The sequence below is a fragment of the Synechocystis sp. PCC 7509 genome, from assembly GCF_000332075.2.
GTDB lineage: Bacteria > Cyanobacteriota > Cyanobacteriia > Cyanobacteriales > Chroococcidiopsidaceae > Aliterella.
The window spans coordinates 499,476-515,208 of record NZ_ALVU02000001.1 but is presented as its reverse complement, the minus strand read 5'-3'; the positions used below and the strand labels follow the sequence as shown (position 1 = coordinate 515,208).

General features: G+C 41.8%; 18 protein-coding genes. 11 read left to right on the top strand and 7 right to left on the bottom strand.

Annotation, left to right across the window (positions count from 1 at the left end; translation table 11 throughout):
* The first annotated feature begins 47 nt into the window (after positions 1-47).
* On the top strand, positions 48-401 hold the full coding sequence (locus tag SYN7509_RS0202710; RefSeq protein WP_009634293.1) for an STAS domain-containing protein: 354 nt from the start codon (positions 48-50) through the stop codon (positions 399-401).
* 87 nt (positions 402-488) lie between these two features.
* On the opposite strand, the gene rpsF is transcribed toward SYN7509_RS0202710, so the two are convergent.
* Entirely contained in the window at positions 489-818 is a 330-nt protein-coding gene (rpsF, locus tag SYN7509_RS0202705; protein ID WP_009634292.1) for a 30S ribosomal protein S6, read from the bottom strand.
* Positions 819-1,060: 242 nt separating this feature from the next.
* On the opposite strand from rpsF, the gene SYN7509_RS0202700 reads away from it, so the two are divergent.
* Positions 1,061-1,852 carry a fumarylacetoacetate hydrolase family protein gene (locus SYN7509_RS0202700; protein WP_009634291.1) on the top strand — a complete coding sequence of 264 codons (792 nt, stop codon included), beginning with the start codon at positions 1,061-1,063 and terminating at the stop codon, positions 1,850-1,852.
* On the opposite strand, the gene SYN7509_RS0202695 is transcribed toward SYN7509_RS0202700, so the two are convergent.
* The gene (locus SYN7509_RS0202695; RefSeq protein ID WP_009634290.1) at positions 1,849-2,313 is read right to left on the bottom strand and encodes a Tic20 family protein; all 465 of its coding nucleotides are present in this window, start codon (positions 2,311-2,313) and stop codon (positions 1,849-1,851) included. The two genes, SYN7509_RS0202700 and SYN7509_RS0202695, sit on opposite strands and share 4 nt — an antisense overlap.
* A 93-nt stretch (positions 2,314-2,406) precedes the next feature.
* Entirely contained in the window at positions 2,407-2,604 is a 198-nt protein-coding gene (locus SYN7509_RS0202690) for a hypothetical protein (RefSeq protein ID WP_009634289.1), read from the bottom strand.
* A gap of 221 nt (positions 2,605-2,825) precedes the next feature.
* Between SYN7509_RS0202690 and glyA the strand changes: the two genes are divergently transcribed.
* The 9 genes from glyA (at position 2,826) to SYN7509_RS0202640 (ending at position 13,914) form a co-directional block, all read left to right on the top strand.
* On the top strand, positions 2,826-4,109 hold the full coding sequence (gene glyA, locus SYN7509_RS0202680) for a serine hydroxymethyltransferase (RefSeq protein WP_009634288.1): 1,284 nt from the start codon (positions 2,826-2,828) through the stop codon (positions 4,107-4,109).
* Between the two features lie 121 nt (positions 4,110-4,230).
* Positions 4,231-5,277, top strand: a complete 1,047-nt coding sequence (locus tag SYN7509_RS0202675) for a glycosyltransferase family 4 protein (RefSeq protein WP_009634287.1) — start codon at positions 4,231-4,233, stop codon at positions 5,275-5,277.
* 35 nt (positions 5,278-5,312) lie between these two features.
* Entirely contained in the window at positions 5,313-6,584 is a 1,272-nt protein-coding gene (locus tag SYN7509_RS0202670; RefSeq protein ID WP_009634286.1) for a competence/damage-inducible protein A, read from the top strand.
* A 193-nt stretch (positions 6,585-6,777) separates the two neighbouring features.
* A complete protein-coding gene (locus SYN7509_RS31195) occupies positions 6,778-6,909 on the top strand; it encodes a hypothetical protein (protein WP_009634285.1) in 132 nt (43 codons plus the stop codon).
* Positions 6,910-6,918: 9 nt separating this feature from the next.
* Positions 6,919-7,374: a type II 3-dehydroquinate dehydratase gene (aroQ, locus tag SYN7509_RS0202660; RefSeq protein WP_009634284.1), complete on the top strand. Its 456-nt coding sequence runs from the start codon at positions 6,919-6,921 to the stop codon at positions 7,372-7,374.
* 49 nt (positions 7,375-7,423) lie between these two features.
* On the top strand, positions 7,424-8,251 hold the full coding sequence (locus SYN7509_RS0202655) for a hypothetical protein (RefSeq protein ID WP_009634283.1): 828 nt from the start codon (positions 7,424-7,426) through the stop codon (positions 8,249-8,251).
* Positions 8,252-8,429: 178 nt separating this feature from the next.
* Positions 8,430-10,856: an HD family phosphohydrolase gene (locus SYN7509_RS0202650; RefSeq protein ID WP_009634282.1), complete on the top strand. Its 2,427-nt coding sequence runs from the start codon at positions 8,430-8,432 to the stop codon at positions 10,854-10,856.
* A 105-nt stretch (positions 10,857-10,961) separates the two neighbouring features.
* A complete protein-coding gene (locus SYN7509_RS0202645) occupies positions 10,962-12,251 on the top strand; it encodes a glucose-1-phosphate adenylyltransferase (RefSeq protein ID WP_009634281.1) in 1,290 nt (429 codons plus the stop codon).
* A gap of 85 nt (positions 12,252-12,336) precedes the next feature.
* Entirely contained in the window at positions 12,337-13,914 is a 1,578-nt protein-coding gene (locus tag SYN7509_RS0202640) for a peptide ligase PGM1-related protein (protein WP_009634280.1), read from the top strand.
* Between the two features lie 2 nt (positions 13,915-13,916).
* On the opposite strand, the gene ureA is transcribed toward SYN7509_RS0202640, so the two are convergent.
* From ureA to SYN7509_RS0202620, 4 genes are read right to left on the bottom strand one after another with little or no spacing between them, the layout of a single operon-like run.
* Entirely contained in the window at positions 13,917-14,219 is a 303-nt protein-coding gene (gene ureA / locus SYN7509_RS0202635) for an urease subunit gamma (protein ID WP_009634279.1), read from the bottom strand.
* 7 nt (positions 14,220-14,226) lie between these two features.
* Entirely contained in the window at positions 14,227-15,069 is an 843-nt protein-coding gene (locus SYN7509_RS0202630) for an urease accessory protein UreD (protein ID WP_009634278.1), read from the bottom strand.
* Positions 15,070-15,100: 31 nt separating this feature from the next.
* Complete coding sequence (locus SYN7509_RS0202625; protein ID WP_028954058.1) at positions 15,101-15,490, bottom strand: type II toxin-antitoxin system VapC family toxin; 390 nt, start codon at positions 15,488-15,490, stop codon at positions 15,101-15,103.
* On the bottom strand, positions 15,480-15,710 hold the full coding sequence (locus SYN7509_RS0202620) for a hypothetical protein (RefSeq protein WP_009634276.1): 231 nt from the start codon (positions 15,708-15,710) through the stop codon (positions 15,480-15,482). Before SYN7509_RS0202620 ends, SYN7509_RS0202625 begins: the two co-directional genes overlap by 11 nt.
* Positions 15,711-15,733: the final 23 nt, after the last annotated feature.

Here is a 15,733-nt window from a genome sequence, read left to right as displayed (position 1 = left end):
TAGTTGGGATTAGCTTTATTAAAGGTATTAGGTATCAAGTAAAAACTATGAGCAATACACAACAATATCAAATAATTCTAGTTCAACCCCAAGGACGCTTGGATTTACAGGGTAGTAAAGCATTAGAAACACAATTAAGAATAGTAACTAATGCCCATAATGCCCAAACTCTGTTAATTATCGACTTAGAGCAAGTTGAGTTTATGGATAGTTCGGGGTTGGTAGCAGTAGCAAAAGCTTTAAAAATGGCTCGTACAAATAATTGTAGACTTGTATTGTGTAACTTACAGCCTCCAGTTAAACTAATTTTTGAATTAACTCAACTAGATTCAGTATTTGAAATCTTTGATAACTATGCTGCTGCTAAAGCAACTGTTGAGAAAATTATTGTAGTTGCATAATGAAAAGATTTATTTTTAAAATCAAAGGCAAAAGATAAGTCTTTTGCCTTTTTTCATTAAAGTTGTTATGAATTTAACTTTTGGAAATTATTCGTCTTCAGCGTCATCTTCTGGGGTTGTCTTTTCTGAAACTTCTTGTTTGATAGTTAAGTAGCGGATAACTTCTTCACTCAAACGCATTGAGCGTTCTAAGGGTGCAATTAAAGTTCCTGAGCCTTGGTAGTTCATTTGAATGTAAATACCTTCCCTTTGCTTACCAATCTCATAAGCAAGGCGACGCTTACCGCGATTTTGAATTTCGATTTGTTCCGCACCTTGTTCTTGGATAAAGGTTTGGTACTTATTAACGGCTTGCTCTATTTGCTCCTCTCTTAAGTCGGGGCGCAAAATATACATTGTTTCGTAAACGATCTGCATGGGTCTTAGTCTCCTTATGGACAATTTGGCTGCTTGAACTCTAGTCAAGCAACAAGGATTTTCTATTGTATCAGATTGCGCTCTAAAATATTGAACTTAAGTAATTATCAATTTTAGTGACATATTTATGTTAATTGGCAGCTAAAGTAAACAATTAATTAGGCAAAAAATATATAGTTGCAAAACTCCTCCTAATCTATGACCAAACAATTGAAATTAACCTTTAAATAGGAAGATGATTTATGGCGCAGCGCTACGTCCGAGTTCAAGACTTGCAAGGACGAATTTATTACGGTTTATTGCAACTTAATCAAAATGTCCAAGTATTAGATGCTCCACCTTGGTTGCAAGGGCAACCTATAGACTTAGAACTAGAAGCATCTCGCTATCAAATTCTTGCTCCTTGCGCTCCTTCAAAAATTGTCGCAGTCGGCAGAAATTATGTAGAACACGCCGCCGAAATGGGAACAAATGTACCTAGAGAGCCTTTATTATTTTTAAAGCCGTCTACAGCAATTATTCCTACCTCTACAGAAATCGCCTATCCGCCTCAATCTCAAAGAGTAGAGTATGAGGGAGAGTTGGCGCTAGTAATAGGCGATCGCACTATTAACTGTACTCCCCAAGAAGCACATACTAAAATTTGGGGTTATACGATTGCTAATGACGTAACAGCGCGGGATTTGCAACAACAAGACAAACAGTGGACAAGAGCCAAAGGTTTTGATACTTTTTGTCCTTTAGGCCCTTGGATTGTCCGCGAGTTAAACGCCGCCGCGACGTTACAAACCTTTCTCAACGACAATCCAGAACCTGTACAATCTACTTCCATTGAGCGGATGGTATTTTCCCCAGACTTTTTGGTTGCTTATATTAGTCAAATCATGACCTTGTTACCAGGAGATGTAGTGCTTACGGGTACGCCTGCGGGAGTGGGAGCATTGCAAATAGGCGATCGCATTCGCGTAGAAATTGAAGGTATTGGGCGCTTAGAAAATACTGTAGTTTCCAAACTCCTCCCAGCTATTATTTAGCGTACCTGCATATAAACTGCTTCGGAAATTACTGGAACTTCTGCGTAACGACCCAAAGCCGACTGAATGACTGAATAACCAACCGCCGCAACTAAACCGATAAATACCGTGTTGCTAAGGATTTCTGCTGCAAAACTATTTCCGAAAATTTTTAACCCAAAGCTACATAAAAACAAAACAATATCGATAAGAATTGCCTGCATTGTATTGAAACGAATGAAATGAGCAATGGATTCATTTCTCACTACTAATAAAAATAAGGCAAAGAATACGACTAATGAGATAATAGGAAATTTTTCGTAAAGTATTATCAAAGGAGCAATAGGTACAAAAAATAACTCTAGCTCTGGCACCTGTGCAAATAAAAATCTTCCAAAGATTATTCCTTCAATCAACGGCAATAAATAAGGTAAGCAAGCAAAAATTCGCTCTTTAATTGTTGTAGATCCGCGCAAACTCATAGTTGCGTTCTCCTGAAACTAAGTCTAATAATTTTAGGATAACGCAGATATTATAGGGATTTGTTGGCTTTTCCTGGTTTTAGGGCGATCGCATTACTCAATATTTGCAATCCGAAAACCCATTAAACATTGATATTGTTCTGGCTGCTCGACAGCAACTTTACTTATTGCTCGACCGCAACGCAACTTGCCATTACTCCAACGGGGTTGACCCGTGCGATCGGCAAGCAAACAGCTTGGACAAACGTGCTGAGGAGCAAGGATTTGATTTTCCATCAAAATCACTAACATCCTAATTTCTCCGGTATGGTCTTAATTCCAATTAAGTCTATTTTAAGGTATTCACCTCAAGAGATTGTGAGAAAAAATACATAGTTTAATATGCTTGGGGCTTGGCAAGTAGGCATTGATGGCTTAAAGGAGGGAAGATTTACAGGTTATGATGGACTATTGGGCAATTTTTTGCCTTGCTAAAAATTTAAACCTTTGTGAAATTTCTAGGGATAGCCCAAGTGAGCCTAAATAACTTAGATATTCTTGCCCAAACTGATAGTGCGATCGCGCTATTAATTAATGAAGAACTCCAACGTCAGCGAGACCATTTGGAGCTAATTGCTAGTGAAAACTTTACCTCATCGGCGGTACTTGCTGCCCAAGGTTCGGTACTAACAAACAAGTATGCCGAAGGACTACCAGGGAAGCGCTACTACGGCGGTTGTGAGTATGTAGATAAAATCGAACAAATAGCCATCGACCGTGCCAAACAGCTATTTGGGGCGGCTCATGCTAACGTCCAGCCTCATTCAGGAGCGCAAGCCAATTTTGCCGTCTTCCTGACGCTGCTAGAGCCTGGAGATACAATTATGGGCATGGACTTGTCCCACGGCGGACACCTGACTCATGGATCTCCAGTTAATGTATCTGGTAAGTGGTTTAAGGTCTGTCATTATGGCGTTAATCCAGTAACTGAGCAGCTAGATTACGACCAAATCCGGGAACTCGCACGGCAACATCGCCCCAAATTATTAATTTGCGGTTATTCAGCTTATTCCCGCATTATTGACTTTGCTAAGTTTAGAGAAATAGCTGATGAAGTAGGCGCTTATTTACTCGCCGATATTGCTCATATTGCGGGCTTAGTTGCTACGGGGCTTCATCCCAACCCCATCCCTCATTGCCATGTAGTTACGACTACTACCCATAAAACTTTGCGTGGGCCTAGAGGTGGTTTGATCTTGACTGGTGACGAAGAATTGGGCAAAAAGCTAGATAAATCTGTTTTCCCTGGAACTCAGGGAGGCCCTTTAGAACACGTTATTGCTGGTAAAGCTGTAGCTTTTGGCGAGGCGCTAAGTAAAGAGTTTAAAGTTTACTCGGCTCAAGTAATTGCCAATGCTCAAACCATGGCAACGCAATTACAAACAAGGGGCTTTAAAATTGTTTCCAACGGCACAGACAATCATTTGATGCTGGTAGATTTGCGCTGTATTGAGATGACCGGAAAAGAGGGCGATAGATTAGTTAGTGGTGTGAATATTACTGCCAATAAAAATACCGTTCCCTTCGATCCTCAGTCGCCTTTTGTAACTAGCGGCTTGCGCTTAGGTACGCCCGCCATGACAACTAGAGGCATGGGGACAATAGAATTTACAGAGATTGCTAATATAATTAGCGATCGCTTGCTTAATCCCCAAGATGAAACAGTAGCTCAAGATTGTCGAAATCGAGTAGCGGCATTATGCGATCGTTTTCCTTTGTATCCGCATCTGACAATTCCCGTAGCTGCCTTAGTTTAAACTTAGAGACGTTCCCAGGGAACGTCTCTATTTGATTACAAACAGAAATTTGTGCCTTAACTGTAGTAAACTGATGGCAATTTTGCCCAAAAATTCTGTATCGGCAAGCCCTTGATAGCAAATGCCTTATCAGATTTATCATCTTATTGCCTTTCTCGTCTCTGCCTTAGTAGTAATTTGGACTACACCGCTCGTCAAAACTATTGGGATTAAAAGCGGCAAAGTTGACGCACCAGGCGATCGCAAAGTTCATCAGCGCCCAATGGTGCGTTTGGGCGGAATATCAATCTTTTTAGGCTCTCTTATTGCCCTATTAACGGTTTGGTGGTCTGGTGGCTTTGGCATTCTCCCCCCAGAAATTGAGTGGGAAATCTGGGGAGTTACCCTCGGTGGACTAGCTTTTTTTGCGATCGGTTTAGCCGACGATTTATTTAACTTATCTCCTTTTGTGCGCCTGCTATTACAAATTATTTTTGCTACCTTAGCTTGGGTAATGGGCGTACATATTGATTTTCTCAGTATTCCTGCAATCGGGCTAGTCCAAATGGGCTGGCTGAGTTTACCCATTACCGTAATCTGGCTTGTAGGCATGGCAAATGCCATTAATTGGATTGATGGCTTAGATGGCTTGGCGGCGGGAGTATCGGGCATTGCGGCGGTAGTAATGCTGATTGTGACGCTATTTATGCAACAAAGCGCTGCGGCTTTAATTGCGGCGGCTTTGGCTGGGGGGGCGTTGGCGTTTTTGCGCTACAACTTTAATCCCGCACAGATTTTTATGGGCGATGGTGGAGCTTACTATATGGGCTTTACCTTGGCTGGAGTAGGTGTAATTGGCTTAGTTAAAGGTACAGCAGTAACGGCGGTACTACTACCTTACTTAATTTTGGCTGTGCCAATTGTAGATATGTCTACAGTAATTTTGACACGGCTAAGGAAAGGCAAATCGCCGTTTCTTGCTGATAAAAGTCACCTCCATCACCGATTGCTGCAAGCGGGTTTGTCCCATCGTTTAACGGTGTTATTTATTTACGCATTAACTTTGTGGGTTGGTAGTTTAGCCTTAGCCTTCGCTGGTATTCCTAGCGGTATTGCTTACGCTTTGGCTGCAACTTCTTTACTTAGTTACGCTAGTTGGCACGTTTGGCGACACGCTAGGCAATCTTAATCAGGGGTAGTTGGTAATTAAGCTAAAAAATATTTATGAGTGCGGAAATTATTTGTGTAGGAACAGAGTTATTGCTAGGCAGCATACTTAATAGTAATGCCCAGTTTTTAGCTACCCAATTAGCAAGTCTTGGGATTAGTCACTATTATCAAACGGTGGTTGGCGATAATCCAATGAGAATCAAGCAAGTTGTAGAAATTGCCATCTCTAGGACGCGCGAGGCTGAAGAAATAGCCCAAATTCTCATCTTTACTGGTGGACTTGGCCCTACACCCGACGATCTTACTCACGAAACTTTGGCAGACTTTTTTGGCGTGACTTTGGTAGAGCATCCCGAAATCGTTGCCGATATTACTAATAAATACGCCCAGCGCGATCGCCCAATGACCCCTAGCAACCGCAAGCAGGCACTGTTACCTCTAGGAGCGAAGATTTTACCCAATCAAAGCGGCACTGCCCCTGGAGTCATCTGGGAATCCCAAGCTGGGCTAATTATTTTTACCTTCCCTGGCGTACCCTCAGAAATGTATCAGATGTGGACGCAAAGTGCTGTCCCTTACTTGCAAAGTCGCGGCTTCGGTCAACAAATTATTTACAGCCGCACCTTGAAATTTTGGGGAATTGCCGAGTCAGCTTTAGCCGAAAAAGTAGTTCCCTTTTTTGACTTGTCTAATCCAACTGTTGCTCCTTATGCCAGTTTGGGCGAAGTTAAATTGCGCGTTTCGGCTCTAGCTACTTCTGTAGCCCAAGCAGAGCAAATACTACAGCCCGTAGTCGAACAATTAAAGCTAATTGCAGGCAAACATTACTTTGGCGCTGATGATGACACCTTAGCCTCCATTGTTGGGCAGCTACTTCTCGCCTCTGAGAAAACTTTAAGTGTGGCGGAGTCTTGCACGGGCGGCGGATTGGGACAGATGCTAACTACTGTGCCGGGAAGTTCTCAATATTTTCTCGGTGGTGTAATTTCCTATGACAATCGAGTAAAAACTTCTCTCCTCAAAGTTGATGGCCAACAATTGGCAGCACAAGGGGCTGTAAGTGCTGTAGTTGCCGAACAAATGGCGCTGGGTGTAAAAAATTTACTTGGGACTACCTGGGGCTTAAGCATTACCGGAATTGCGGGGCCAGAGGGCGGTAGCGACCATAAACCTGTTGGGCTAGTATATGTTGGTTTGGCAATGAAAAATGGTCAAGTCACAAGTTTTGAGTTTCGCTTTGGAGACACAAAAGACCGGGCTTTAATACGTCACCTCAGCCTTTGCAGCGCTCTTGATTGTCTCCGCCGTCAACTATTAACGGCATAAGTTCCCACAATAAGTTAAGATATATGTACAAATGTTAAAAAAATTAATTTTAAGTTGTTTGCCTCTCTTTAGCTAAGATGAATCTGCTTTAGAGCGGCATGATAAGCTTAAGATAATCTAATGTGTCGTAAGATTTCGTTATTTTTAACGTAGATTAGAAAACTAAACAGATATTGTAGGAGCAATCGGCTCAATGGACTACATCGAAAAGGTACTGGAAAAGCTAAAGGACTGGGCGCGTAAGCTGATAGAAACATTATTGGGGCCAGAAGCAGAGCCAGAACTTATCCCCATTCCTGTTAACGACAGATCCCGTCGTCGTTAGTGTAGTATTGTGCCAAAACCGTTGGAACTATTTAGTATTTTGGTGCTACACGGCCCAAATCTAAATCTTTTGGGAAAACGCGAACCAGGGATTTATGGTGTGGTGACATTGGATGAAATTAATTGCTTGTTAATGAGCGAAGCATCAAAGTTGCAGGTGCAAATCTTGCCACTGCAATCAAACCACGAAGGTGTATTAATCGACGCTATCCATAATGCGACCGAACATCACGGAATTTTAATTAATGCTGGTGCTTATACTCACACTAGCGTAGCAATTCGCGATGCAATTTCTGCTATGAAAAAGCCCACGGTGGAAGTTCATCTGAGTAACATTTATCAGCGTGAAGCTTTCCGCCATCACTCGTATATTGCATCAGTAGCTATTGGACAAATTAGCGGATTTGGCGCAGAAAGTTATCGACTAGGATTACAGGCGTTAGTTCATCATTTAGCTACAAACTGAAAATAAATTAATCAATTTTGTTGATTGTAAAAATTGGCAGTGTTACCTCATGCGTTACTCAATAACTAGCCGATTTCGTGGCACTTTATTAGGTGTAACCTTGGGAGAGAAAATTACTCAGCCACGACAATATCCCCAGATAGCAAAAGTTATAATTCCAGGAGCGCAGAGTTTAGTAGAATTGGGCAGATTTGAGCGAGAATATTGGCTTGAAAAGCTGCCAATATCAAAACTAACACCTTTGCAGGCTATTATTGCTACTTTACCGTTAGCACTTTTTTACCACGATAACAAAATTAAATTACGGCAAAATTTGCTGTTGGTAGGTAGTATTTGGGAAAATGACCTAATAATTCAAGAAAGTATATTAGCTTTAGGATATGCGATCGCCCAAGCTTTGACCGAAGAATTTACCCCCTACAAGCTAATACCTCAGATAGTTACATTTATAGACGCGCCCAGCACCGATTTAATAGACAAATTGATTCAAGTTCAAACGCTATTAGAGCAAAAAGCAGGGGTAGAAAGAACTATAACCCAATTAAACCAAAACAAAAGTTGCCTTACAACATCAATAGCCTTAGCTTTCTATTACTTTTTGAGTACCGCCGAAGACTTAAAATTAAGCGTAAAAAGAAGTATGTTATCGCCATTTACAAGTAGTGCAATTGTGGGCGCATTATCGGGCGCTTACAATAGCGCCCTCAGCATTCCTAGTAGTTGGCAGACAATATTTGTAGATACTCAAACTAGCGCCCAGACAGAAATGTTACAATTATCAGATTACTTAGTTGCGGTATGGTCGGGAATGTACAACAGCGAAGCAAAACTAACATCTACGGCAGTGGCTGCACCGCGCGTTATCCGTTCGCGTTAAAGAAGTTAACTTTAGATAGAAGACCTGCCAGCTACTAGGTAGTAAAAAATAATTCAAAGTAATCTAAGTTTAAACAGACATCGCGCACAGGTTAAATAGTTATAGTGTGGCAACAAAAATTAATAGCTAAAAATTGTTTTTTTGTTTGCTTTCTAGCGGTTGTTGGCGATGGTAGGCAATGAAAAAACTGCGCTTGTTTGACTTCCAAAAGAACCAAGGGCGACAACAAAAGTTGTTAAGCCACTCGCGTGCAAGCACAAACCAAAATTTCCAAAAATTGGGATTTTTGAGTTCTTTTGTCACCTCCTGGTTAAAACTTTGGCGGGGGCTAGAAAAGTATCATTCTATAGCAGTTTTTTGTTTGACAGCGATCGCCTTAACTACAGTTTTAGGACATAGATTTTACAATCAACCGCGATTAGCTATAGGTACAATTGCCCCGCAAACTATTACCGCGCCTTACAACGTTCGCGTAGAAGACATTGAAACAACAAAAGCCGAACGCAAAGCCGCCCGAACCATTGCCGCACCGATATTAAAAATTAACGAAACAGTAAACCAACAAGTTCAAGCCCAACTGCAAGTAGTCCTCGATTCAATTAATGAAAGTCGGTCAATAGCTGGAAGTTTTCCCTTTGTTGAAACCTCAACTTTATCAATTTCCGTGCAACGTTATCTGCGTAGCTGCCCAAAATCAGACTGGAAATTAGTAACAACAACTTTACTAAATCAATCGGGTAGTAAAAATCAGCCCAGTATGCCAGCAAATAATCCCACAGCAGAAGCGATTATAGAATTGCAAGCTCATAGTTGGAGAACTTCGCCGCAAACAGTAGCTAAATTAATTAATAAAATTACTCAAATTCGGCAACAATACAGCCAAGCAAAAGCTCAAGACATCAGCGATAGTAGAGAATTACCAAACAACTTGTTGTTGCTGGAATTGTCAGATAAGGAGTGGAAAATCACCCAAGCGGCAATTAATAACAGTAGCGATCGCATCTTAACTCAAGGAATTGCCCCCGGTCTACCACCAGATATTATTCAATCCGCTATAAATATACAGTTAAAATCCCCCGATCCCAATACCCGATTACCAAAAACGGTCGAAACTTGGGCAAGGGAACTATTAATAGACGTTTTGCAACCAAACTTAGTTGACGACGTTGCCAAAACAAAAAAGCAAGCAGAGTATGCCGCCCTAGCAGTAAACACTGTAATGTTAGAAGTTCAGCAAGGTGAAACCATTGTCACGGCTGGACAAGAAATAAACCACACCGCCTTTGTCCTTTTAGATCGTTTTGATTTAAGTCGGCGGGAAATTAACTGGTACGGATTGTGGCAACTAGGATTTTTTGTCAGCGCCGCCTTGGGCGTTTTTACCCTAGTCAAAAGACAACTTGGTTGTAATTTACAGCAGCGCGATCGCATTTTAGCAATGTTGCTAACTTTGAGTACAATTTTGATTGCAACTTTAGGCGTAAACTATACAAGCTTGCCGGCTATTGGCTTGCTTTTAGGTAGTTTCTACGGTCGTTCTTTGGGGTTTGCAGTTATCGCCTTAGTAACCGTATTATTGCCAGCGAGCTTGGGTATAGACGTAGATTATTTGCTGGCAGGGGCGGCTGGGGGCGTACTTGCAAGTAGTTTAGCCGGAAAAATGCGATCGCGCGAAGAATTAGCTTTATTAGGCGTGGCGGTGGGTTTAATTGAAGCAACGGTATTTTTACTGATAGATTTTATTTTTAACCAAATTAATATTGGTTGGTATGTTCGCTGGCAACAAGCAGGATTAGTAGGGCTTTCGGGGTTAGCTTGGAGTATTGTCGCTATTGGCTTAAGCCCTTACTTAGAGTATCTATTTGACCTCGTAACTCCTATTCGCCTCGCCGAACTTGCTAACCCCAATCGACCACTCTTAAAACGTCTAGCAACGAACGCTCCTGGCACTTTTCAACACACTTTATTTGTATCAACTTTAGCGGAAGCCGCAGCCAAAGAACTTGCTTGTAATGTGGAGTTAGTCAGGGCAGGTACGTTTTATCACGATATTGGTAAATTACACGACCCCCAAAGCTTTATTGAAAATCAAATGGGTGGACCCAATAAGCACGACGAAATTAATAATCCTTGGTTGAGTGCGGAAATTATTAAAAAGCACGTCAGCGCCGGATTAGCTATGGCGCGCAAATACCGTTTGCCTAAAGCCGTTAGAGCCTTTATTCCCGAACACCAAGGCACGATTTTAATTGCTTATTTTCACCACCAAGCCCAGCAATTAGCCGCCGAGGTAGATAATCCATCAGGGATTGTGGTGGATGAAAGAAATTTTCGTTACGATGGCCCAATTCCTCAATCGCCGGAAACGGGGATAGTCATGTTGGCTGATGCTTGCGAGGCGGCATTAAGAAGCCTTAAAGATGCCACTTATGAAGAAGCTTTAGCAATGGTAAATAAAATATTGCGATCGCGCTGGCAAGATAATCAAATGATAAATTCGGGACTAACCCGCGATCAAATGTCTCGCATTGCCGAAATTTTTGTTAAAGTTTGGTTGCAATTTCATCACAAGCGAATTGCCTACCCCAAAGCTTCCAATAGCTAAGTTTCTTGTTGTCAATAAATACTAAATTGCTTTCCCCCCTTGCCAACTGCCCCACACAGTCAGACACTAAACTTGGGAGTTGATTGGCAGTAAGAGCAGTTATTTATGAAAAAAGTATTATCGATCATTTTAGGGGGCGGCGCTGGCACTCGGCTTTATCCCCTAACCAAGCTACGCGCCAAGCCCGCCGTACCCTTAGCAGGCAAATATCGCCTCATCGATATTCCTGTTAGTAATTGCATCAATTCAGAAATTTACAAAATTTATGTCCTGACGCAATTTAACTCCGCCTCTCTCAATCGTCACATTGCCCGTGCCTATAGTTTTGCTGGCTTTACCGAGGGCTTTGTGGAAGTATTAGCCGCCCAGCAAACTCCAGAAAACCCTAATTGGTTTCAAGGAACTGCCGATGCGGTACGTCAGTATATTTGGCTATTGGAGGAATGGGATGTTGATGAATACCTGATTTTGTCGGGAGATCATCTCTATCGCATGGATTACCGCTTATTTGTCCAACGTCACCGCGAAACCGGGGCAGATATTACCCTTTCGGTTGTTCCCATTTCTGAACGTTTGGCTTCTGACTTTGGGTTAATGAAAATTGACGACAATGGGCGAATAGTAGACTTTAGCGAAAAGCCCAAGGGTGACGAATTACGCAAAATGCAGGTTGATACAACCATTTTGGGTTTGACTAAAGAAGAAGCACAGCAAAAACCCTACATCGCTTCGATGGGGATTTATGTCTTCAAAAAAGAAGTTTTGATTAAACTTTTGAAAGAATCTTTAAATCAAACAGATTTTGGCAAAGAGATTATTCCGGCGGCGGCGAAGGATCTCAACGTTCAAGCTTACTTGTTTAATGGTTATTGGGAAGACATCGGGACGATAGAGGCATTTTATGAGGCTAATTTGGCGCTGACAAAGCAACCGCACCCGCCTTTTAGCTTTTATGATGAGGAAGCCCCAATTTACACTCGCTCTCGTTATTTGCCCCCCAGTAAGCTGCTAGATTGCCAGGTGACAGAATCAATTATTGGCGAAGGTTGCATTTTAAGAAGTTGTCGGATTCAGCATTCAGTTTTGGGAGTGCGATCGCGCATTGAATCAGGTTGTATTATTGATGACTCTTTAATTATGGGCGCAGACTTTTATCAACCCTTTGCTGAAGAAAAATCTGATTGTGAAACTACCCAAGTTCCTTTAGGAATTGGTTCAAATAGCGTTATTCGTCGCGCCATAATTGACAAAAATGCTCGGATTGGCTGCGATGTGCAGATAATTAATAAAGATCGCGTCCAAGAAGCCGAGAAAGAAAGTCAAGGTTTCTATATTCGTAGTGGCATTGTCGTGGTGATGAAAAATGCCGTAATTAAGGATGGGACGATAATTTAACTTATTCGTTCTCTAGATGTATGTTGCAAGCCTCAGTCGGCACAGTAAAATCGCATTTATAGGCGATGGTGGCAGGACTGAGGCGATGCAAATAATAGATGGTTCTCTTTTATCAGAACAAGAAATAAAATTTCGCCAATTGCAGGCAAGTTTGCGCGAACACTGGCATACGGTGCAGGATTTCGATCGCAGTGATGGAGATATTTTAGTCATTCCATCTCTAAGCTTAGATCGGCGGGAATTGCTGAAAATTGACGGCGTTCACCACTACGAAGAAAGATTGTTATTTTCCTTGATTCGCTTGCAAAATCCCCGCACTCGACTAATTTATGTTACGTCTCAACCACTGCATCCCAGTGTTATAGATTACTATTTGCAGTTGTTGCCGGGGATACCTTTTTCTCATGCGCGCGATCGCTTACTATTACTTTCTACCTACGATTCTTCTAACAAACCCCTAACTCAAAAAATCTTAGAACGTCCCCGGTTGATGGCGCGATTGCGTCAAGCTTTACGTCCTGGAAAGTCTTTTATGATTTGTTATAACTCCTCCAATTGGGAGAGAGATTTATCTGTAGAAATTGGTGTACCGTTGTATGCTTGCGATCCCAGCTTGCAAATTTGGGGAACAAAAAGCGGTAGTAGACAAATCTTTGCCGAAAGTGGGATTCCTTACCCCGATGGCACTAACGAAAGCCTGTGGAATGTCGAGGAATTAGTTGCAGCTATTAGCGAACTGTGGAAATGCAAGCCGCAATTAAAACGCCTGGTAGTTAAACTCAATGAAGGAATTTCCGGCGAAGCTAATGCTTTATTTGATTTAAGACCAATTCAAAATATATCTTCCCAAGAAAAGCCTGAAGCTATTAAGCAACAATTACAGCAAATGCGCTTTCAAGCAAAATCGGAAAATTGGGAGAATTTTTCGGGGCGAATTCCTGAAATTGGGGCAATAGTAGAGGAGTTTGTCGAAGGGGAAGAAAAGCGCAGTCCTAGCGTCCAAGGGAGAATTACCCCCAATGGTGAAGTAGAAATATTATCTACCCACGACCAAATTTTAGGCGGTCCCGACGGACAAATATATCTTGGTTGTCGGTTTCCCGCCGATATTGCTTACCGGATGCGGATTCAAGACTTGGGGTTAAAAGTTGGCAGAGTTTTGGCGGAAAAAGGCGCGTTAGAGAGATTTGGAGTTGATTTTATTGCCGTGCGCCATCCTGGAAATGAGGGCGATTATTGGGATATTCAGGCGATCGAAATCAATTTGCGTAAAGGTGGTACTACTCACCCCTTTATGACCTTGAAACTGCTAACTAACGGACGTTACGACCTTTCCACCGGACTATTTTACAGCCAGCAGGGACGCGAAAAATATTATACTGCCACTGACAACCTGCAAAAAGAACGCTATAAAGGATTACTACCCAACGATTTGATGGATATTATCGCTACCAATCGGCTACATTTTGACTCTGGCACAGAAACGGGAATAATTTTTCACTTAATGGGTTGCCTTTCCGAGTTTGGCAAGCTTGGAGTTACAAGTATTGGCGATTCTCCGCAACAAGCACAGGAAATTTACAACCGCTTAGTTAAAGTGTTAGATGAAGAAACCCGCAATCTTAGCGAACCTGACTTAGCTTTTAATCATAATTTTGTTTAAAGCTACAAAATTGGATTGTGAACGGTAACTAATTTTGTGCCATCAGGAAAAGTTGCTTCTACCTGTACGTCGGCAATCATTTCTGGTACGCCTTCCATTACCTCATCTCGCGTTAATAGAGTTGTGCCATAAGTCATTAATTCGGCTACAGTCCGCCCATCTCTAGCACCTTCTAATATCGCTGCGGAGAGGTAGGCGACAGTTTCGGGGTAATTTAGCTTTAAGCCTCTTTCCTTGCGTCTTTCTGCCACCAAAGCCGCCGTAAAAATTAGTAATTTATCTTTTTCTTGGGGAGTAAGTTGCATAATTCCTTTATCGTTGCCAAACTCTCGGTAGACAAATAGATCGGTTTAAATAGGGCGATCGCAATAATTGCCAAATCTCCGTAAACCAGTTTCGCACTTCTGTTGACGAAGATCCACGATAACGACACAATAAGCCCATTGGCAAGCGAGTTACCCCACCTTGGCTACTACTATTATTAGGAAACAAAACCCTTGCTTTCTCGACTATTTCTGGTTCTACAGGTTGCCCAATCCAAGCTAAACTTCCCACAATTGGTAATCCAGCTAAACCATGAGGACTATCAATAATTTTTTCTCCGGCGGGTAGCCATTGTCTATCTATCCATAAGGGTAAGCCTTGCTGCCAAACTTCTGTATGAGATTTCCAATCGCCGTGTAAAAACCTTTCTCCTTTTGCTGTGCGTCCAAACCTAGTAATTTCCCAACCCAACCATTTAGCGCCTGGTGCTAATTCTACTTGCAAGTCTTGGCGATATATTGCCCCATCAAATACAATCGTTTCTTGAGGCAACCATTCTAGACAAGCATCTGTATCTACTTGCATTTGGATATTTTGCTTTGCAAGCAAGCCATTACTGCGATAAATTTTACTTGCCGTTGCAGTCGTAATCAAGGATTGGGAGTGGGGTTGGAGGTGAAAAGATAGATTATTGCGATCGCCTCCCACAATTCCCCCCGCCGTATGCAACACTACACTATGACAAACCCCGCCTTCTGGATAAAACGGACGTTGTACTTTTAGTGGTGCTTTCATTTGACTATGAATTACCTGAGTTTTGCCTTGATGCTGGGCATAAACTAAATTAAGGTTGCCATGCCAGTTATTAAATTTTTGTTCAATTTTGCCCATAGTTACGCTTTATGCTGCTTATCCCTGCAATTTACCAAGTAATAGTTTGCAGATTTTCAACTTCCCGAAAATGAGCATCGCGTGTAACGAGCGTAAGATTATATTGAAGTGTAATAGCAGCAATCCAAATATCATTTTCAGGTAGTGGTTTACCTTTAAAACGCAGCTTATTTTTAACCTCTCCATAGCAATAAGCCGTTTTTAGATCGCACCCAAGCACCGTAATACTAGCGACAAAATTTTTAATTCGTTCCAAATTCTCCGTTGAACGCGCGGATTTTTTTGCGCCATAGTACAATTCACCAACCGTAATGCTGGAAATAAAAACTTCGTTAGCCTTTGCAAGGCTGTTTTTAACTTCTATCTCATCTGCAAACAGCGCAATAACAATATTGGTATCCAGCAAGTAACTACCATTCATTGCCATCTACTTGTTCGCAGTCTTGGTTAATAGCTTCGTTCATCAAATTAAGCTCGTCTAATGGAATAGTACCTGCAAAACGTAGTAGTTGAGAACCGGGAACACCTTTTACAGTAGTTGAATCTGTTAGAGCCTTTGTAAATTCAAGCACTTGTTGCTGCAAGCTTTGAGGCATTACTTTCAATCGTTCAAAAACTTCGTCAATAATCGATGAGTTCATTTAGGGTAGTGTTTTTCTAAAAG